Source organism: Mycobacterium sp. AMU20-3851, from assembly GCF_043974665.1.
Taxonomy (GTDB): Bacteria; Actinomycetota; Actinomycetes; order Mycobacteriales; family Mycobacteriaceae; genus Mycobacterium.
This window is the reverse complement of sequence record NZ_CP146371.1, coordinates 443,585-461,753: the sequence shown is the minus strand read 5'-3', so window position 1 is coordinate 461,753 and position 18,169 is coordinate 443,585. Positions and strand designations below refer to the sequence as shown.

At 68.0% G+C, this 18,169-nt stretch carries 18 protein-coding genes; 4 read left to right on the top strand and 14 right to left on the bottom strand.

Features of this window, described 5'->3' with window-relative positions:
• From tilS to dacB, 3 genes are read right to left on the bottom strand one after another with little or no spacing between them, the layout of a single operon-like run.
• Window positions 1-972 (bottom strand): tRNA lysidine(34) synthetase TilS, encoded by a 972-nt coding sequence (tilS, locus tag V4U86_RS02250; RefSeq protein WP_395309677.1) that lies wholly within the window; start codon window positions 970-972, stop codon window positions 1-3.
• Complete coding sequence (locus V4U86_RS02245; protein ID WP_395309676.1) at window positions 951-2,033, bottom strand: zinc-dependent metalloprotease; 1,083 nt, start codon at window positions 2,031-2,033, stop codon at window positions 951-953. Before V4U86_RS02245 ends, tilS begins: the two co-directional genes overlap by 22 nt.
• Window positions 2,030-3,406: a D-alanyl-D-alanine carboxypeptidase/D-alanyl-D-alanine endopeptidase gene (gene dacB, locus V4U86_RS02240; protein WP_395309675.1), complete on the bottom strand. Its 1,377-nt coding sequence runs from the start codon at window positions 3,404-3,406 to the stop codon at window positions 2,030-2,032. The genes V4U86_RS02245 and dacB overlap by 4 nt, the downstream gene beginning before the upstream one ends.
• A gap of 67 nt (window positions 3,407-3,473) precedes the next feature.
• Between dacB and V4U86_RS02235 the strand changes: the two genes are divergently transcribed.
• From V4U86_RS02235 to V4U86_RS02225, 3 genes are all read left to right on the top strand, one after another.
• Window positions 3,474-3,962 carry an inorganic diphosphatase gene (locus V4U86_RS02235; protein WP_395309674.1) on the top strand — a complete coding sequence of 163 codons (489 nt, stop codon included), beginning with the start codon at window positions 3,474-3,476 and terminating at the stop codon, window positions 3,960-3,962.
• A gap of 92 nt (window positions 3,963-4,054) precedes the next feature.
• A complete protein-coding gene (locus tag V4U86_RS02230; RefSeq protein WP_395309673.1) occupies window positions 4,055-4,576 on the top strand; it encodes a 2-oxo-4-hydroxy-4-carboxy-5-ureidoimidazoline decarboxylase in 522 nt (173 codons plus the stop codon).
• A 98-nt stretch (window positions 4,577-4,674) separates the two neighbouring features.
• On the top strand, window positions 4,675-5,139 hold the full coding sequence (locus V4U86_RS02225) for an SRPBCC family protein (RefSeq protein WP_395311886.1): 465 nt from the start codon (window positions 4,675-4,677) through the stop codon (window positions 5,137-5,139).
• 36 nt (window positions 5,140-5,175) lie between these two features.
• On the opposite strand, the gene V4U86_RS02220 is transcribed toward V4U86_RS02225, so the two are convergent.
• From V4U86_RS02220 to V4U86_RS02180, 9 genes are all read right to left on the bottom strand, one after another.
• Window positions 5,176-6,153: a 2-hydroxyacid dehydrogenase gene (locus tag V4U86_RS02220; RefSeq protein ID WP_395309672.1), complete on the bottom strand. Its 978-nt coding sequence runs from the start codon at window positions 6,151-6,153 to the stop codon at window positions 5,176-5,178.
• A 10-nt stretch (window positions 6,154-6,163) separates the two neighbouring features.
• On the bottom strand, window positions 6,164-7,522 hold the full coding sequence (locus V4U86_RS02215; protein WP_395309671.1) for an enolase C-terminal domain-like protein: 1,359 nt from the start codon (window positions 7,520-7,522) through the stop codon (window positions 6,164-6,166).
• A 97-nt stretch (window positions 7,523-7,619) separates the two neighbouring features.
• A complete protein-coding gene (locus tag V4U86_RS02210; protein WP_395309670.1) occupies window positions 7,620-8,414 on the bottom strand; it encodes an IclR family transcriptional regulator in 795 nt (264 codons plus the stop codon).
• A complete protein-coding gene (locus V4U86_RS02205; protein WP_395309669.1) occupies window positions 8,411-9,139 on the bottom strand; it encodes a sulfite exporter TauE/SafE family protein in 729 nt (242 codons plus the stop codon). The genes V4U86_RS02210 and V4U86_RS02205 overlap by 4 nt, the downstream gene beginning before the upstream one ends.
• A gap of 40 nt (window positions 9,140-9,179) precedes the next feature.
• A complete protein-coding gene (locus V4U86_RS02200; protein WP_395309668.1) occupies window positions 9,180-10,229 on the bottom strand; it encodes an ABC transporter ATP-binding protein in 1,050 nt (349 codons plus the stop codon).
• Window positions 10,222-11,241: an ABC transporter ATP-binding protein gene (locus V4U86_RS02195; protein ID WP_395309667.1), complete on the bottom strand. Its 1,020-nt coding sequence runs from the start codon at window positions 11,239-11,241 to the stop codon at window positions 10,222-10,224. Before V4U86_RS02195 ends, V4U86_RS02200 begins: the two co-directional genes overlap by 8 nt.
• A gap of 2 nt (window positions 11,242-11,243) precedes the next feature.
• Window positions 11,244-12,227 (bottom strand): ABC transporter permease, encoded by a 984-nt coding sequence (locus tag V4U86_RS02190; RefSeq protein WP_395309666.1) that lies wholly within the window; start codon window positions 12,225-12,227, stop codon window positions 11,244-11,246.
• 15 nt (window positions 12,228-12,242) lie between these two features.
• Window positions 12,243-13,172, bottom strand: a complete 930-nt coding sequence (locus V4U86_RS02185; RefSeq protein ID WP_395309665.1) for an ABC transporter permease — start codon at window positions 13,170-13,172, stop codon at window positions 12,243-12,245.
• A gap of 27 nt (window positions 13,173-13,199) precedes the next feature.
• Entirely contained in the window at window positions 13,200-14,723 is a 1,524-nt protein-coding gene (locus V4U86_RS02180) for an ABC transporter substrate-binding protein (protein WP_395311885.1), read from the bottom strand.
• A gap of 393 nt (window positions 14,724-15,116) precedes the next feature.
• On the opposite strand from V4U86_RS02180, the gene V4U86_RS02175 reads away from it, so the two are divergent.
• Window positions 15,117-16,097 carry a 2-hydroxyacid dehydrogenase gene (locus V4U86_RS02175; RefSeq protein ID WP_395309664.1) on the top strand — a complete coding sequence of 327 codons (981 nt, stop codon included), beginning with the start codon at window positions 15,117-15,119 and terminating at the stop codon, window positions 16,095-16,097.
• Between the two features lie 90 nt (window positions 16,098-16,187).
• Here V4U86_RS02175 and V4U86_RS02170 read toward each other — a convergent pair whose 3' ends face one another.
• Both V4U86_RS02170 and V4U86_RS02165 read right to left on the bottom strand, forming a co-directional pair.
• Window positions 16,188-17,114 (bottom strand): LysR substrate-binding domain-containing protein, encoded by a 927-nt coding sequence (locus V4U86_RS02170; RefSeq protein ID WP_395309663.1) that lies wholly within the window; start codon window positions 17,112-17,114, stop codon window positions 16,188-16,190.
• Between the two features lie 53 nt (window positions 17,115-17,167).
• Window positions 17,168-18,124, bottom strand: a complete 957-nt coding sequence (locus V4U86_RS02165; protein WP_395309662.1) for an oxygenase MpaB family protein — start codon at window positions 18,122-18,124, stop codon at window positions 17,168-17,170.
• Between the last annotated feature and the right edge of the window lie 45 nt (window positions 18,125-18,169).

The following is an 18,169-nucleotide window of genomic DNA, read 5'->3' as shown; positions in this document are numbered from 1 at the left end:
TCATCCGACGGGCTCGCGGTAGAGCACCAGACTGCCGTTGCGGCGCCCCGCGAACAGCCGCTCCCGGACCGATCCGCTCGGCACCGCCACCCCGCCCTGCCCACGCCACGAGGTGAGCAGCGCGTCCACCGAACGGATCTGGACGTCGGTGAGATCACAGGCGCCGCCGTCGAGCAGCCAGGCGCGGATGACCCGGCGCCGCACCCCGACCGGCAGGTCGGACAACCCGGCCACCTGCAGCCGGGAGTCGATACCGGCGCCGGTGCGTAACCCGGTGCCCGCGGCGGCCGCCAGCTCGTCGAGCGTCTCCCCGTCCTCACGCAAGGCGGTCGCGGTGCGGGCCAGTGCCTCGGCCACCCCGCCGCCGAGCACCTGTTCCAACAGCGGCAGCACCTCGGTGCGCAGCCGCACCCGGGTGAACCGCGGGTCAATGTTGTGCGGGTCCTGCCAGGGCCGCAGTCCCAATTCCGCGCATGCCGCGACGGTGTCTGCCCGCCGGACCCCGAGCAACGGCCGGCCCCAGGGCGGGTCGTTGGCCCGCATCCCGGACAGCGACCGGGCCCCCGATCCGCGGCCCAGACCGAGCAGCACCGTTTCGGCCTGATCGTCGAGGGTGTGCGCGAGCAGTACCGGTGCGCCGTCGCGGGCGCCCGCCAGCGCATCGTAGCGGGCGGTGCGGGCGGCGGCCTCCGGCCCGCCCGCGGATCCGACGGTAACCGTAAGTACTTGCGCATCAACGCATCCCAACTGCAATGCGGCAGCGCGGGCCCGCTCCGCGACGGCCGCGGAGCCGGGCTGCAGGCGGTGGTCGACGATCAGGGCGGTGGTCGGCCGCAGCCCGGCGGCCACCGCGGTCAGCGCGAGCGAATCCGCGCCGCCGGACAACGCCACACACCAGCGCGGGCCGGGATGCGTTTTCCCGAACGCTGATACCGCCGCGCGCAACCGCGCTACAGGACCCGATCGATCCATCGTTGGGGTTCTTCGATCTCCGTCGGCAGCGGCAGGGTCTGGGCGTCGGTCCAGATGGCGTTGAAGCGGTCCATTCCGACCTTGCCCACCACCTCGTCGACGAAGACCTTGCCCCTGGTGTACTGGTTGAGCTTGGCGTCGAAACCGAGCAGGGTCCGGATGATGCGCTGCAGCGGCGGCTGCTTGCGTTGCCGCCGATCGTCGAAACGCCGCCGGATGGTCGCCACCGTCGGCACCACCGCGGGCCCGACCGCGTCCATCACGTGCTCGGCGTGCCCCTCCAGCAGCGTGCCCAGTACCAGCAACCGGTCCAGTGCCTGCCGCTGCGGCTCGGCCTGAACGGCGCGCAGCAGACCGATCACTCCCGACGAGTTCGCTTCCGACTCTTCGCCTTTGCGCTGCTTACGGACGTACTCCCCGAGCCGGCCGATGATTTCGCCGACCTGTTCTCCGGCATCGTCGGTCAGTGCGGCCAGTGATTCGGACATGTGGTCGGCCAGCCAGGGATTGGCCCGGAACTGCACCCGGTGGGTCACCTCGTGCAGGCACACCCACAACCGGAAGTCAGCCGGCTTGACCCGCAGTTGCCGTTCCACCGCAATGACATTCGGGTAGACCAGCAGCAATTCACCGCGCCGGTTCCCAGGCTCGCTGGCAGGCGTCGAGAACGGGTCGTACTGTCCCAGGATCCCCGACGAGATGAACGCGAGCACCGCACCGGTCTGCGCGCCGGCCACCTTGGCGGCCAATGCGGCGGCCGGCCCCTTCGACGAGGATTCGTCACCGCCGGTCATCACCTTCATCGACTGGGTCGCCGCGTGCACCCACTGCGGTCGGTCGATGATCCGGGCCTCGGGCACCTCGGCGCCCTCGTTGAGGTGCGTGACCTCGCGCACCGGCAGTTCGGCGGCGCGGGCGGACTCGGCAAGCTGGGCGATCGCCTGGTCGCGGGTGTAGTCGGTGGTGGGCGGGGCGGGCCGGCTCAACTTCGCGCCGACCCCGGCGGCGAAGGACCAGTCGACCGCGCCGCCGACGGTGGCGCCGGAACCGGATGCGCTCATCCGCCGCATCCACAGGACCGCAGTTTGGCGGCCAGCGCATCCAGCGAGGTGCGACCCGTCGGCCCGGCATTGTTGGAGATCAGCGCGAAGGTCAACACCCGCCCGCTGGCGTCGGTGACGATGCCCGCCAGGGTGTTGGTGCCGGTCAGCGATCCGGTCTTGGCGCGCAGCCAACCGGCCGACGCCCGGCCCTCCGTGGTGTCCAGGTAGCGGTTGGACAGGGTGCCGCTGCCGCCGGCGATGGGCAGCAGGTCCACCAGCGGGCGCAGCGTCGGCTGGTCCTCGCCGACGGCGGCCGCGATGACACCGTCCAGCGTCAGCGCGGTGAGCCGGTTGTCCACCGACAGCCCGCTGGAGTCGAGCAGGGTGGCTTTCGCGGTGTCGATGCCGGCGCCGCGCAGCTGCCCCAGCACGGCCTGCACCGCGCCGTCGAAGCTCTGCGGGCGGTTCAGTGCCGCGGCCACCTCCCGGCCGATGGATTCGGCCATCACGTTGTCCGAATCGTTCATCATCTGCCGCAGCCGCTCGATCAGCGGCGGCGACTGCACGGTGGCCAGCTCCTCGGCATCCGCCGAGACCGACCCGACCGTCACCGTCGCCGGGTCCACCCCCAGCGCCGCGGCCAGCGCACGCCCGGCATCCAGCCCGGGGGTGCGGGAGCGCCGCGAATCCACCGTGGTCGGCTGAGTGCGGCCGCCGTCGATCATCACCGACTCGATCGGCGCGATGTCCCCGCCGTCGATGTCGAGGGGGTCCCAGCCCGGTGCCATCGTGGGCCCGCTGTACTCGCCCAGGTCGACCTGCACTGCGGTGACCCGGGTGCCGGAGCTGCGGACCTGCTCGGCGAGATCGCTGATCCGGGCCGCACCCTTGTACCAGGTGCGTCGGCCCGGCTCGAAGGCCGACAGGGTCGGATCGCCGCCGCCGTGCAGCACCACCACACCGGGCCGGCTGCCCGCCAGTACCCGGGTGGTCAGGGTGGCGTCCCGGTCCAGCGTCAGCAGCGCGGCCGCGGTGGTGAGCACCTTGTTGGTCGACGCCGGTTGCATGGGGATGCCCTCGCCCTGCTCCCACAGTTCCGCACCGGTGACACCGTCGGTCACCCGGCCGGTCAGCGCGCCGAGATTCGGGTCGGCCAGCGCGGCGGCCAGCGTGGCGGTCAGCCCCTTACGGGTGGGTTCGGTGGTGGCCTCGCCCAGCGGCCGGACTCCGGGTTCGGCCGTCACCGCGGCCGGTTGATCCGGCAGGGCGCTGCGCGCCGAGGTCCGTGAGGAGGTGATCACCGCGGTGACGCCGACCACGGCAGCCACCAGGACGAGTACCACCAGGCCGATCACCAGGTGGGTGGATCGGCGCCATCTCCTGGGCCGCATGTCTTGCAGCGTATCGCTCCTCTAGGGTGGACCCGCCAGACCCAAGCAACCCGAAGGAGCAACGCCGGTGTCGTTCGACGTCGTCATCGAGATCCCCAAGGGATCGCGCAACAAGTACGAAGTGGACCACGAGACCGGCCGCGTCAAGCTCGACCGGTACCTGTACACCTCCTTCGGATACCCGGCTGACTACGGATACTTCGAGAACACCCTGGGCGAGGACGGCGACCCGCTGGACGCGCTGGTGCTGCTGCCCGAGTCGGTGTTCCCCGGCTGCATCGTCGAGGCCCGCCCGGTGGCCATGTTCAAGATGACCGACGAGGCCGGCGGCGACGACAAGCTGCTGTGCGTGCCCGCCGGCGATCCGCGCTGGGACCACGTCCAGGACCTCGCCGACGTGCCGCCCTTCGAGCTCGAGGCCATCAAGCACTTCTTCGTGCACTACAAGGACCTGGAGCCGGGCAAGTTCGTCAAGGCCGCCGACTGGGCCGGCCGGGTAGAGGCCGAGGCCGAGTTGCAGCGCTCCATCGAGCGGTTCAAGGCCGAGGGTCACTGACATCTCACCGCGGGATCCGCGGTGGGACGCGATTTTGCCTCGCTGTAACACGAGGTAACCCGGGCGTGTCCTGGCCCTTCGATCATTGATGTGTGTTGCTGCATCAAGGGATCGGCCTCGACGTGTTCAACACGTTGCCCGAACGCAAGGCCGTGCACGCGCTCTACGAATGCGTCAACAGCTACGCGCTGGCCCGTGAACTCGCCCGCGGCCGCCCCTACGCCGACCACGCGGCATTGTTCCGCCGGGCGGACACGCTGCTGTTCGAGCTCCCCGAGCCGGCGGTCGATCAACTGCTGGAGACCTGCCCGGACGTCGGCCGTCGCCCCCGCAGTGCCCGGTCGGCGGCCGAGCAGTGCGCGGTGTGGGACGAGGACACCACCACGATGGAGAAACTCAGCACGGCCGCCCGCCAATACTTCGACCGGTACGGCTTCCCCTTCGTGATGTTCGTCGACGGGCACTGCGCCACCGAAGTGCTCGCGGCCGTCGGCACCCGGATGCACCACGAAGTGGAGATGGAACGCAAGGTCCTGCGCAACGAACTCGCCAAGATCGGCCGGACCCGGCTGGAACGCATGCTCGGACCCGAAGGCGGATTCCACAACTGGTGATGGCGTCCGGGTTTTCCATCGAAATGCCCGGCGGAGGATTGCGTCGAAACAGCACGGGTATTGCCTTCCATGAAGGATTCAATCCGGAAGGAACTCCCATGAGCACCACAACTGCGTCGATAGACGTCGACCGACCGATCTCCACCGTGTACAACCAATGGACACAGTTCGAATCTTTCCCTCGCTTTATGGAAGGCGTCGAGCAGATCGAACAACGCGATGACACGCACCTGCATTGGCGCGTCAAGGTGGGTCCCTCCGTACGCGAGTTCGACGCCACGATCACTGAACAGCATCCGGACGAACGGGTGGCCTGGAAATCCGACAGCGGGCCCGAGCATGCCGGGGTGGTCACCTTCCATCGCATCGCCGACTCCACCACCCGCGTCACGACACAGATCGATGTCGACCCCGACGGCTTCCTCGAAAACGTCGCCGACAAGCTGGGGATCCTGAAGGCGCGGGTCAACGGTGATCTCGAACGCTTCAAGAAGTTCATCGAAGAACAACCGTCCGAGACCGGCTCCTGGCGCGGCGACGTCAGCCGGCCCGACCAACCCTGATCACCAACTCCGGTCGCGGCGTTCGGCTGAGCCTGCCTAGGGGCGCCGCACGACGTTGCGCAACGGCTCGCCGCGCAGCAGCCGCCCGATGTTGGCGGCGATATCGTCGACCCGGCCCCGGAAGGTGTCGGTCGTGATGCCCGACGAGTGCGGGGTCATCAGCACGTTGGGCAACTCGTGGAACGGCAGGTCCGCCGGGGCGCCGGTGGCGCCGCGGCCGGTCGCCTCCGGATAGCGGTACCAGACGTCGATCGCGGCGGCGCCGAGACGGCCGGTGAGCAGTGCGTCGTAGAGGGCATGCTGATCGACCAGCGGGCCGCGGCCCACATTGATGACGACACCCTCGGGGCCCAGCGCTCCGAGTTGGGTGCGACCGATCATTCCGGTGGTTTCCGGTGTCAGCGGCGCGGAGACCACCAGCACATCGGATGCGTCGGCGAGTTCGTCGAGCCGTGTCACATCACCCACCCAGTCGAGTCCGAGATCCTCGGCCACCCGGCCGGACCCGGTGACGGCCGCACCGCTACACCCGAGGTGGCGCAGCAGCTTCCATGATTGCCGGCCGATATGCCCGAATCCGACGTAACCGATCTTCGCGCCACCGAGAACCGGCGGCTGGGCGATGGTGTCGTCATAGACCGCGCTGGCCCACACCTCCCGGCGCAGGGCCCGATCCTGGGCAAGGAATCCTCGGCGCAACAGGATCGCCGCCGCCAGGACGTATTCGGCGATCGAGCGTTCATGATGAAAGGTGTTGGCCACCAAGACATCAGGGCCCAGCGCGTCGAACGCGACGCGGTCGGTGCCTGCACCGGCCACGTGCACCAGCTGCAATTTGTCGGCGACGGCGGCCATCTCGGCGGTGAACCGTCCGCCGACGTACACCGTGGCGCCACGGAGCCGCTCGAACGAATTGTCGGCACCCGCCCAGATCAGCTCGACTCCGGCCGAGAGCGCCGTCTCGAAGCGGTTCCGGTGCGGGACGAGGTTGCGGTCGGCGACGTAGACCTTCATGCGGCGACCTTCATGCGCGCTGCAGGCAGGGACGTTTGCTGTCGAACGTCCAGCCCGGGATCAGGTACTGCATGGCGATGGCGTCGTCGCGGGCGCCCAGCCCCTCGGTGAGGTACAGCTCGTGGGCGGCGGCGACCCGCTCCTCGTCGAGTTCTACTCCGAGTCCGGGGGCGGCGGGCACGTCGAGATAGCCGTCGACGATCTGGTACGGCGCCTTGGTGATCCGCTGGCCGTCCTGCCAGATCCAGTGCGTGTCGATGGCGGTGATATCTCCCGGTGCCGCCGCGGCGACCTGGGTGAACATCGCCAGCGACACGTCGAAGTGGTTGTTGGAGTGCGATCCCCAGGTCAGGCCCCAGGCATCGCACAGCTGCGCGACGCGCACCGAACCGTTCATCGTCCAGAAGTGCGGATCGGCGAGCGGGATGTCCACGGCCCCGGCCCGGATGGCGTGCCCCATTTCGCGCCAGTCGGTGGCGATCATGTTGGTGGCGGTCGGCAACCCGGTGGCCCGCTTGAATTCGGCCATCACCTCGCGCCCGGAGAAGCCCCCCTCCGGGCCGACCGGGTCCTCGGCGTAGGCCAGGACATCGGTCAGGCCTCGGCACGTCGCGATGGCGTCCTTGAGCAGCCATCCGCCGTTGGGGTCCAGGGTGATCCGCGCCTCCGGAAAGCGTTGCGCCAGTGCGGTGACGGCGGCGGCCTCCTCGGCCGCCGGCAAGACGCCACCCTTGAGTTTGAAGTCGGCGAACCCGTATCGGGCGTGCGCGGCTTCGGCCAGCCGGACGACACCCTCGGGCGTCATGGCCTCCCGGTGTCGCACCCGCAGCCACTCGTCGGCCGGATCATCGGAGGCGGTCTCGTCGGCAGCGGTGCGGTAGGCCAGGTCGGTTCTGGCGCTGTCCCCGACGAAGAACAGATATCCCAGGGCCTGCACCCGATCTCGCTGCTGCCCCTGACCCAGCAGCGCGGCAACCGACACGCCGAGAAGCTGGCCGAGCAGGTCCAGCATGGCCGATTCGACCGCGGTGACGGCGTGCACGGTGACGCGCAGGTCGAAGGTCTGGGCGCCGCGGCCGCCGGCGTCTCGGTCGGCGAAGGTGCGGCGGATGTCGCCGAGCACGTTGTTGTACGCGCCGATGCCGCGGCCCTCGACCAGTGCCCTGGCCTCGGTGAGGGTGCGTTCGATCGCGGCTCCACCCGGCACCTCCCCGACACCGGTGTTGCCATCGGAATCCTTGAGGATCACCAGGTTCCGGGTGAAGTAGGGCGCGTGTGCCCCGCTGAGGTTCAGCAGCATGCTGTCGTGTCCGGCGATGGGGACCACCCGCATCTCGGTGACGATGGGGGTGCGCTTCGACGAGCTCATATCGACCAGCCTATAAATGTCGGTTGATGCACGTCCAACACTGATGTGACATCAATTGATTCAGGGATTGAATGCGTGACAGGGCAATACGTCACCATCAGGCGAACCACTTGTCGCCGTTGGCAACCGGACGCAGCACCCGGCTGACCTTGTCACCGACGGCGCACAAGGCCTCGACGATGCCGCGCTCACGTTCGGCGGTCAGCCGCGCCAGGGGCACCGAGGCACTGATCGCGTCCTGGGCCGGCCAGCAATAGCGCAGCGCCACGGCGAAACATCGCACCCCCGGGCTGTTCTCCTCGTCGTCGGTGGCATACCCGCGGATCCGCGCGGTGTCCAGCGCCTCCGCCAACTCGTCATGGGAGGTGATGGTGGTCGGCGTCAGGGCCACCAGTTCGACGGGCAGATGATGGCGACGCTCGGCGCCGACCCGTTCGGCCAGTAGCGCCTTGCCCAGCGCGGTGGTGTAAGCAGGCAGCCTCCTGCCCACCCGGTTGGTGGCCCGGCGGTACTGCTGGGATTCGCGGGTCGCCAGGTAGACGATGTCGGTGCCGTCCAGGCGGCCCAGATGGAAGGTCTCGTCCCAATCACTGCGCAGGTCGTCCAGGAACGGCGTGATCATCGGCAGATACGGATCACCGTCGAGGTAGCTGGTACCGACCAACAGGGCCCGTATGCCGATGCCGTAGAGGGTGCCGGTCTCGTCAGCTCGCACCCAGCCCTGCGCCATCAGGGTGCGCAGCAGCGCATGTGCACTGCTGCGCGGCATCCCGAGTTCCTCGCTGATCTCCCGGATGCGCGCGGGCTTGTCCTGCCGCGCGGCCAGGTACTCCAGCAGTTCGACGGTACGGACGGCCGACTTGACCCCCGCACGTGCAGTCGATTCGGTCATAGCAGGCCTGTCTGTTGGACGACGAGGACCACCGCGCCCGCGGTGGATGCGGTGATGGCGGTCCACCGCTGACGAATCGGGGTGAGCACACGATTGGCGTAGCGCGACAACACATATCCGAGGACCGCCGCGGGTACCAGCAGACCGAACATCTGCACGGTGTGGTGGTCGACGGCGCCGGTGACGGCCAGCATGGCGATCGACATCAGCGAGCCGACCAGGAAGAAGCCGGCCATGGTGGCCCTCAGCTGGGCACCGCTGCTGCGTTGCCACACCAGCGCCATCGGCGGCCCGCCGATCGACGTCGCCGTACCGAGCATCCCGGAGGTGGCGCCGGCCAGTATCAGGTTGCGCCGCCGTGGTGCGGGGATCCAGCCCAGGCTGGTGACCGCCACCCCGAGCAGCACCACGGCGGCGATCAGGATCGCCAGCGCCCGTTCCGGGATGGCCGCCAGCAACAGCGCGCCCGCGATGGTGCCGGGGACCCTCCCGAGCAGTGCCCAACCGGTGCCACGCACATCGATGGCGGTGCCTTCCCGCAGCACCACCATCAGCGTGAGCAGGGTGGCCAGCATGATCAGCGTGCCGGGCACCAGTCCGGGGTCGATGACGGCGACCACCGGTGCGGCCAGCATGCCCATGCCGAAGCCGATGGAACCCTGAAGACAGGACGCCACCATCACCGCGATCATGATGACCGCGAACCCGGGCACGCTGGGATTCATGTCCCGCACCTCCCGGGTCTCGAAGGCGCCGCTGAAGTGCTCATGCGCTGTGCGACAACGCGGATGCCTTGTGCTGGGCCGGGTGATGGCACTCGGCGGTGTGTCCGGTCACCACCGGGTCGATCGCGAGTGGCGGACGCTGCTCGGCGCAGATGTCGGTGGCGTGCGCGCAGCGGGTGCGGAAGCGGCATCCCGACGGCGGGTTCAACGGCGAGGGCACCTCGCCCTTGAGCAGGATCCGCTGACCGCGGGCTGCGTCGTGCAGCTTGGGCGCGGCCGACATGAGTGCGGACGTGTAGTGGTGCTCGGGCCGGTCGAAAACCGCCTCGGTGGGCCCGGTCTCGATGATCCGCCCGAGGTACATCACGGCCACCCGGTCGGCGACGTGGCGCACCACCGACAGGTCGTGGGAGATGAAGACGTAGGAGATCTTGAGCTCGCGCTGCAGATCGTTGAGCAGGTTGAGCACCTGCGCCTGCACCGAGAGATCCAGCGCCGACACCGGCTCGTCGCAGATGATGACCTCGGGGTTCAGCGCGAGCGCACGGGCGATGCCGATGCGCTGACGCTGGCCGCCCGAGAACTCCTGCGGGTACTTGTCGAATGCCTTGGCGCCCAAGCCGACCAGGTCGAGCAGGCCACGCACCCGCATGTCGCGGTCGGCGCGGGTCTTGTACAGACCCTTGTGGGTGCGCCACGGTTCGGCGATGATCTCCGCCGCCGTCATCCGGGAGTTCAGCGAGGCGTAGGGGTCCTGGAACACCATCTGCACACGGCGCCGGAACTTCAGCAGGTCCTTGCCCTTGAGCGCGAACGGGTCGATCCCGTCGAAGCTGACGGCGCCGGAGTCGGGCCGCTCCAGCATCAGCAGGGTGCGGGCGAGGGTGGATTTGCCGCAACCGGATTCGCCGACCAGGCCCAGCGTTTCACCGCGGGCCAGGTCCAGGTTGATGCCGTCGAGCGCGGTCAGCGTCTTGCCGCCGGACACCCGGAACGATTTGGTCAGGTCGCGGACCTTGAGCACCTGGTCAGCCACCGATGGTGAATCAGCCGCCGTTGTTGAATCAGCCGCCGTTGTTGAATCAAGCATTGGTGACCTCCGTGGGGAAGTGGCAGGCCGACTTGCGCCGGGTACCGACGGCCTGCAGGGCGGGGCGGGTGCTGCGACAGATGTCGGCGACCAGCGGGCAGCGATCCTGATACACGCAACCGGTCGGGATGGAGTGCAGGTCCGGCGGGCTGCCGCCGATCGACTTGAGCTCGGCGCCACGCTCGGCGTCGACCGGCACGGAGTCCAGCAGGCCCTTGGTGTACGGGTGCTTGGGCTGGGCGAAAACCTCGGATACCGGGCCGGTTTCGACGATGCTGCCGGCGTACATGATGGCGACCCGGTCGGCCTCCTCGGCGACCAGGGCCAGGTCGTGGGTGATCAGCACGACCGCCATGTCGTACTCGGCACGCAGGCTCTTGAGCAGGGCCATGATTTGCGCCTGCACCGTCACATCCAGTGCCGTGGTCGGCTCGTCGGCGATCAGTACCTTCGGGTTCAGCGCGACGGCCATCGCGATGAGCAGACGTTGCCGCATACCGCCGGAGAACTGATGCGGGTAGGCCTTCATCCGGTCCTCGGGTTGGGGAATGCCCACCCGCGCCATCAGTTCCACGGCCTTGGCCTTGGCCTCTTTGGCCTTCATGCCGTGGTGGATGCGGAACGGTTCGGCCAGTTGGGTGCCGACGGTGTACAGCGGGTTGAGGGCGGTGAGCGCGTCCTGGAAGACGATGGCCAGTTCCGGGCCCGCCATTTCCCGGCGCTTCTTCCGGTCGACCGAGAGGATGTCGACATCGCCGATGCGAGCGGTGCCGTCGGCGACCTGGGCCACCGGCTCCAGCAGGCCGACCAGCGCGGTGGCGGTCATCGATTTGCCGCAACCGGATTCGCCGAGCAGGGCCAGCGTCTCACCACTGCGGGCGGCGAAGCTGACGTGGTCGACGGCCCGGACCGTGCCGGTGATGGTGCGGATGTCGACGGTGAGTCCCTCGACCCGCAGCGCGGGATCGGCGTCCGTCTCGTTCACAGGAGGGTGTTCGGCTACCGCAGTCATGTCTAGAGCGCCTTTCCGGACTTGGTGAAGCGGGACAGTCGCTTCTGCGGGACGGTGAGCCGCCACCGCTGAGCGGGGTCGGTGGCGATGCGGGCCCAGGCGGCCAGGATGGTCGCCGAGACGGTGGTGACGACGATGGCCAGACCGGGCAGGAAGGACAGCCACCACGCGGTGTGCAGGTAGGTGCGGCCCTGCGAGACCATCAGGCCCCAGCTGACGTCGGGCGGCTGGATACCGATACCCAGGAAGCTCAGAGAACTCTCGGCCAGCATCACGTAGCAGAAGTCCAGGGTGGCGACGGTGAGCAGGGTCGGCAGCACGATCGGCACCACGTGCCGGGTGATGATGGACCGGCCGCTGGCACCGAAGGTCCGTGCGGCGTCGACGAACACCCGGCTGGACAGTTCGGCGGATTCGGCGCGGGCCGTGCGCAGATACACCGGGATGCGGGTGATGGCCAGTACGGCAACGATATTGGCCGCGCTCGGGGAGAACACGTATAGCACCACCACCGCCAGCAGCAGCGACGGGAAGCTCATGATGACGTCGGCCACGCGCATCGCAACGGTCTCGCGCCAGCCGCGGTAGTAGCCGGCCCACATGCCGATGATGGAACCGATGACCGCCGAGATCACCACGGCGGGGATGGCCACCGACAGGGTGGTCTGGCAGGCCACGATCAACCGGGCAAGCATGCTGCGGCCCAGCGGGTCGGTACCCAGGATGTTGGCCCAGCCGTGCGCCAGTGTGAACGGCGGCTGATTGGAGTTGTCCAGGTCGATGCGGGTGGCCAGGTCGCCGACCAGCATGGGCCCGAACACCGCGGTCAGGACGACCAGACCGAGCACCACCGCGGCGGCGGCCGCGACGCGGTCGTTGACCAGCAGGCGGAACCAGACGGAGCCGGCGGAGCGTTTCGTGGTGACCGGTTCGCCGACGATGGCGGTGGTCGGTTTGACCGGGACGAGATCGATCTGAGTGCTCATCTTCAGTTGGCTCCCTTAGACCTTTGCGGGTTCGCGGACGCGTGCGTCGAGCAGCGCGTAGCAGGCGTCGATGGCGATGTTGAGGACGAAGATGCTGACGGCGGTGAGCAGTACCGCAGCCTGCAGCACCGCGAAGTCGCGTTGCAGGATCGCGTCGATCATGAGCTTGCCGATACCGGGCCAGCCGAAGATCGCCTCCACCACGACCGCGCCGTTGATCAGGCCGACGGCCAGGTCGCCGGCCACGGTCAGAGCGGGGGCGGCGGCGTTGCGCAGCGCGTGGTGGGTGACCACCCGCAGGTCGCCGGCGCCCTTGCTGCGCGCCAGCCGCACATAGGGTGCCGACAGTGCGGAAACCATTGCGCCCCGGACCACCTGGGTGAGCACGCCGAGCGGGCGGATCATCAGGGTGGCGATGGGCAGAATCCAGGACAGCACACCCGCGTCGGTACCGGAGGTGGGCAGCCAGCCCATCAGCACCGCGAACAGCCAGACGCCGGTGATGGCGAACCAGAAATCCGGGATGGAGGCGGCGGTCATGGACAACAGGCTGGAGAACCGGTCGGCCAGCGAGTTGGGCCGGTAGGCGGCCCAGCAGCCGATCACCACGGCGCCGATGATGGCCAGCAGCATGGTGACGAACGCCAGTTGCAGGGTGGCCGGGAACGCCCGCAACGCCATCTCGGCCGCCGATTCACCGGTGCGCAGCGAGGTTCCGAAGTCCAGGTGGATGACGCCCTTGAAGTAGTCGAGCAGCTGGACGATCAGCGGATCGTTGAAGCCGTTGGATTCGGCGAACGCGGCGCGCTGCTCCGCTGTCGCAGATTCGGGCAGGTACAGGTTGGTGGGGTCACCGGTGAGCCTGGCGAGCAGGAAGACACCGAGCAGCACGATGACCAAAGGGATTGTGCTGGTGTACATCCGGCGCCGGAGGAATGCGAACATGGGTGTCCTTTTTCGGGTGCGGTCGGGTCAGGACCGGTCGGTGCGGTCGCTGGCCGCAGGCGTCATCGCGGCCAGGCGCATCTCATCGCCGGTCGCCGGGTCGGGGGTGTAGTCGATGCGCGGGGACTTGCCCAGGATGCCTTGCATGTGTGCCAGGTAGGCCATCTGCATGATCTCCTGCGGTTCCTCGGCGAACAGCTTCGCGAAGGCATCCTGGCGCGCCTCACCGGTCAGCGCTTCCGCGGCGCGGATCTTGGCGTCGAATTCCGGTGTGCCGTAGGCGGCCTGCGGGCCGTCGGAGAGCATGTACTGGTCGAGGGTGAAGGCGGCATCACCGGCCTGGTTGCCGTGCATGATCATCAGCAGATACGGTCCGGTGTCGGCCGGGAAGGGCCGCAACTGGTACTGCAATTGGCTTGCGGTGTCCATCATCTCGATCTTGACGTTGAGTCCGATCTCGGTGAACTCGCTCTGCAGCACCTCGATGGTCTCGGTGATCTTCGGGAACTGCGCGGTGCGCCCGATCAGGCGGATCTGCCGGTCCACCGGCACACCGTCGGCCTTGGCCTGCGCGATCAGTTCCTTGGCCTTGTCCAGATCGTGCGGCCACAGCGGGAGTTCGGCGTTGTAACCGACTACGCCGGACGGGATCAGCTGTGCCGCAGGCTCACCCAGGTCGCGGAAGAGAGCCTTGACGATGCCGGTCCGGTTGACGGCGTAGTTGACGGCCTGGCGTACCCGGATGTCGTCCAGTGGCGGCTCGGTGGCCTGCATCCGCAGGGCGGTGGTCTCGTTGTTCTGGAACGGCACACCCAGATCGCCGGCCCCGTCCTCGGGCCCCAGTCCGACGGCGATATCGGCCTCGTCGTTGGTGATCATGGCGGCACGCACACTGCCTTCACTGCGCCACTGGTATTCGGCCCTGCCGAAGGCGGGCGCCGCACCCCAGTAGGTGTCGTTGCGGGTCAGCGTCAGCTTCTGCCCGTATTCCCAGCGCTCGATCGCGTAGGGCCCGGTGCCGATCGGTTCGCGCACCTTCTCGGTGCTGCTGGTGGTGCGCGGCACCATCTCGACGAATGAGATACGCAGCGGGAGAATAGGATCCGGCTCGGCGGTGCCGATGACGACGGTGTTGGCGTCCGGGGTCTGCAGATCCAGGACCTCATCGCCGAAGACGTAGCCGTCGACGTTGCACTGCAGGTCGGAGTTCACGGCGCGGTCGATGGAGAAGGCGGCGTCCTCGGAGGTGAACGGCGCACCGTCGGAGAAGGTGACGCCGTCACGTAACCGAAAGGTCCACTCGGTCGGGCCGGTCTGTTCCCACCGGGTGGCCAGCAGCGGCTGCAGATCGCCGGTGGTGGCGTCGCGCTCCAGCAGCGGTTCGGTGATGTTGGAGCGTACGACGATGCCGGTCGAGGTCAGCGAGCTCTCGCAGGGTTCCAGGGTCGGCGGCTCCTGCTGCAACACGATGCGCAGGGTGTCGGGGTCGTAGCCGCCGCCCCCGGAGTTGGCGACGGTGCACCCGGCGGCCAGCACGCACGTGCCGGCCATCAACAGCAGCGTGTGCGCCGGCGGCAATATGCGTCTCGCGGCCATCGGGACCTCCAGATCAGGATGTGGGCTGTACTACCTGCGGTCGAGATGTGACGTCCATGTATGTGGACATCACCTGTGACGGTAGACACACCGTAGGAGCGCCTGTCGGACAGCGTCAACCGCCCGAAATGAGCTGATCTGCGGGTATTCGGGGGGTGCTTCAGTCCGGGATGTCGCGCGCAAAAGCGGCGTTGACCTGCTGATATGCTGATCCAGGTCGGTGTTTGATACCTCGATGCGGCAGCCAAAACGCCAGTCATGCACGTTCTGCATCAACCCATGCTAATTCCGTGTTGGACAGGTATCCGCAGGTCTTTCTACGGTGAGACCAAGGAGCAAAGGAGCAACATGCCCACATCAGCGCAACCCGCGACCCGTGTCCTGCAGGTCGGCCCACTCAAGCCGTCGCTGGCCGACACCCTGCGCACCCGCTACGACGCGCTGGTCCTGCCCGATGAGCCCGACGCCCGCGAGATCTTCCTGGCCGAGCATGCCGATGCCGTGACCGCCGTGGTCACCTCGGGCCGTACCGGTGTGGACGCCGCGTTGATGGGCGCGCTCCCCCGGCTGGGCGCCGTGATCAATTTCGGCGTCGGCTATGACACCACCGATGTGGATGCCGCCGAACTTCGGGGCGTCGGGGTGAGTAATACCCCCGACGTCCTGACAGACTGCGTCGCCGACACCGCCGTCGGCCTGCTGATCGACACCATGCGCCAGTTCTCGGCGTCCGACCGCTATGTGCGCGCCGGCCGCTGGACGGCCGAAGGCAGCTACCCGCTGACCCGGCAGGTCAGCAACACCCGTGTCGGCATCATCGGCCTGGGCCGTATCGGTGGCGCAATTGCCAAGCGGCTCAGCGCCTTCGGCTGCACCATCAGCTATCACAACCGCCGTCAGGTACCCGATTCGCCATATCGTTATGTCGGCTCGCCGGTGGAGCTCGCGCGTGAGGTCGACGTGCTGGTGATCGCCGCCGCCGGTGGCAGTGCCACCAGCAAGCTGGTCGATGAGCAGGTGCTCGCCGCCCTCGGCGCCGAGGGCTACCTGATCAACATCGCGCGCGGTAGCGTGGTCGACGAGCAGGCATTGGTGGGCGCGCTGCGCGAGGGTCGACTGGCCGGCGCCGGGCTCGATGTGTTCGCAGCCGAACCCCGGGTCCCCGCCGAGCTTTTCGAGATGGACAACGTCGTGCTGCTCCCCCACGTGGGCAGCGCGACCGTGCAGACCCGCGCGGCGATGGAGGCGCTCACCCTGCGCAACCTGGATGAGTTCTTGGCGACCGGTCAGCTGGTCACGCCGGTCCTGCAGCCCGCCGTCCGCGTGTAGTCGTCCGAATCGATCGCAATGTCACCCTGACAGCCGCGTCATGCACATACATCCATGACGAGCCTGTCAGGGTGACATTTGCTCTGCGCATCAACTCCCGAAGCTGTCCAGTAGGTCGTCGGTGGTCCATTCGCGCGGCGGCAGCACATCGCGCAACAGTCGGAGCAGGGCCGGATTGGTGCTGTCCTGGCGCCAGCAGGCATCCAGTTCGACGGGCCGTTCGCGGAACGCGCCGATGGTCCGGAAGACCACGCCCTCGGGATGCAGGGTGGCGGCCGAGGCCGGCACCAGTGCGATGCCGATCCCGGAGCGCACGAGCACCAGCATGGTGTGCACCTGGGTGACGAACTGGACGTAGCGCGGGGTGGCTCCGGCGATGGTGAAGGTACTGATCAGCAGTTCGTTGAAATATCGCGCCTCCACCGGTGAGTACATCACGACGTCCTGACCGTCCAGGTCGTTGAGGGTGAGCGGGCGGGCCTGCCCGGTCAGCGGATGACCGGCGGGCAGCGCGGCCACCAGCTGTTCGTGCAGCAACGGGCGAGAGACGATACCGGGGCGCTTGAGCGGCGGCCGGGCCATCCCGAGGTCTATGTCACCACTCATCAGGGCTTCCAGCTGTACCGACGAAACCATCTCGCGCAGTTCCAGTTTGACGTCCGGCAGCTTCTCCCGGGTGTGCTCCAGCAGACGGGGAAGCACGGCATGCGCGGATGCGGCGGTGAAGCCGACCACCACCGTGCCGAGATCACCGGCGGGCACCCGCTTCACGGTGAGGGCCGCACTCTCGGCCAGCTGGAGGATGCGGCGGGCATCGGGCAGGAAAGCCACCCCGGCTGGGGTCAGCGTGACGGTACGGGTGGTGCGGTCGATGAGCTGGACCCCGAGTTCGGCCTCCAGCTGCTGGATCTGGCGGCTCAGCGGCGGCTGGGTCATGTGCAACCGCTCAGCGGCCCGCCCGAAGTGCAGCTCCTCGGCGACGGCGATGAAGCAGGACAACCGGGCCAGCGAGAACATCGATGCACTCCTAGTATCACCGCGCCGCTGCGGGATGTCAGTCGCGCATGAGTCTAGCGCGCGGCGAAGGATTCCAGTTCGTACCGATTGTGGAAGGCGCGTAGCTGCTCGTAGCGGTACCGGTTGTAGGCCATCGGCTCCAGCACCGCCCATTTGGGCAGCCAACGCCGGGCCGCCCTGATCCCGGCCCGGTAGCACGCGAATTCCAGCTGCTTGGCCGAGTTCCATTCGCTGCCCAGCAGTTCCATCATCCGGGGATGGGTCGTCGACTCGGCGCAGATGCGGGCCGGACGGGCGAGCAGCGGCACCGTCAGCCGCCAGACCGGTTCGACCAACCGGTGCAGCCAAGCCGGACCGAACAGCGTGGGCACCGGCGGGCCGGAAAACTGAACGGCGGCCCACAGCAGGAACGGGTTGGCCGCCAGTTCGGTGGCCGCGATCTCGTCGTAGTAAGCCTGCATCTCGGCCACCGTCGACGGCACGTCGGCCGCATCACTGGGCAGCCCGACGTCGGCCATCGCACAGACCGTGCGCCACACCACCTCCCGCTGTTCGGCGGTGAAGTTCTTGCCGTAGACCGCGGTGTAGCCGGCATAGAAGATGTTCAGCGAGGTGGTGCCGACCCACTTCCACAACTTCGGATCCAGCGCACTGAACCGTTCACCCGCGAAGTCTCCCTTGCCGACACCGTGCACCGCACCGTGTTTGGTCTTGAGCCGTTCGGCAGTGGCGCGCCGGTCGGTTTCGTCGCTGAACGCCAGCGGTCCGTTCCACAGGTAGCTGTTGATCCCGCGGTCGGTGAAGTTGGCCGCGAACCGGCCGCTGGCATCGACGGCGGCGGCAACCTTGCGATAGGCGACCTGATCCAGCGCGAGCCGACCGAACAGTCCGAAGGCCAGCGGGGTGCCCATCCACCACCGCACATCCTCGGCCAACTCGTGGTGTGGCTGGCCGGGATCCCAGGGTTTGGGCTCGCTGTCGGTATCGATCGGTTCCACCGTGCTCGTCATCGCGCGAACCCCCATCCCAAACAGGAAACATCCGTGTGCAGTTTG

Coding starts and splice junctions, on each gene's coding strand:
- V4U86_RS02175 (WP_395309664.1), top strand. CDS start 15,117: ATGCCCACATCAGCGCAACCCGCGACCCGTGTCCTGCAGGTCGGCCCA.
- V4U86_RS02170 (WP_395309663.1), bottom strand. CDS start 17,114: ATGTTCTCGCTGGCCCGGTTGTCCTGCTTCATCGCCGTCGCCGAGGAG.
- V4U86_RS02165 (WP_395309662.1), bottom strand. CDS start 18,124: ATGACGAGCACGGTGGAACCGATCGATACCGACAGCGAGCCCAAACCC.
- V4U86_RS02195 (WP_395309667.1), bottom strand. CDS start 11,241: ATGACTGCGGTAGCCGAACACCCTCCTGTGAACGAGACGGACGCCGAT.
- V4U86_RS02215 (WP_395309671.1), bottom strand. CDS start 7,522: ATGAGCTCGTCGAAGCGCACCCCCATCGTCACCGAGATGCGGGTGGTC.
- V4U86_RS02210 (WP_395309670.1), bottom strand. CDS start 8,414: ATGACCGAATCGACTGCACGTGCGGGGGTCAAGTCGGCCGTCCGTACC.
- V4U86_RS02200 (WP_395309668.1), bottom strand. CDS start 10,229: ATGCTTGATTCAACAACGGCGGCTGATTCAACAACGGCGGCTGATTCA.
- V4U86_RS02220 (WP_395309672.1), bottom strand. CDS start 6,153: ATGAAGGTCTACGTCGCCGACCGCAACCTCGTCCCGCACCGGAACCGC.
- V4U86_RS02185 (WP_395309665.1), bottom strand. CDS start 13,172: ATGTTCGCATTCCTCCGGCGCCGGATGTACACCAGCACAATCCCTTTG.
- V4U86_RS02205 (WP_395309669.1), bottom strand. CDS start 9,139: ATGAATCCCAGCGTGCCCGGGTTCGCGGTCATCATGATCGCGGTGATG.
- V4U86_RS02180 (WP_395311885.1), bottom strand. CDS start 14,723: ATGGCCGGCACGTGCGTGCTGGCCGCCGGGTGCACCGTCGCCAACTCC.
- V4U86_RS02190 (WP_395309666.1), bottom strand. CDS start 12,227: ATGAGCACTCAGATCGATCTCGTCCCGGTCAAACCGACCACCGCCATC.
- V4U86_RS02225 (WP_395311886.1), top strand. CDS start 4,675: ATGAGCACCACAACTGCGTCGATAGACGTCGACCGACCGATCTCCACC.
- V4U86_RS02245 (WP_395309676.1), bottom strand. CDS start 2,033: ATGAGCGCATCCGGTTCCGGCGCCACCGTCGGCGGCGCGGTCGACTGG.
- tilS (WP_395309677.1), bottom strand. CDS start 972: ATGGATCGATCGGGTCCTGTAGCGCGGTTGCGCGCGGCGGTATCAGCG.
- dacB (WP_395309675.1), bottom strand. CDS start 3,406: ATGCGGCCCAGGAGATGGCGCCGATCCACCCACCTGGTGATCGGCCTG.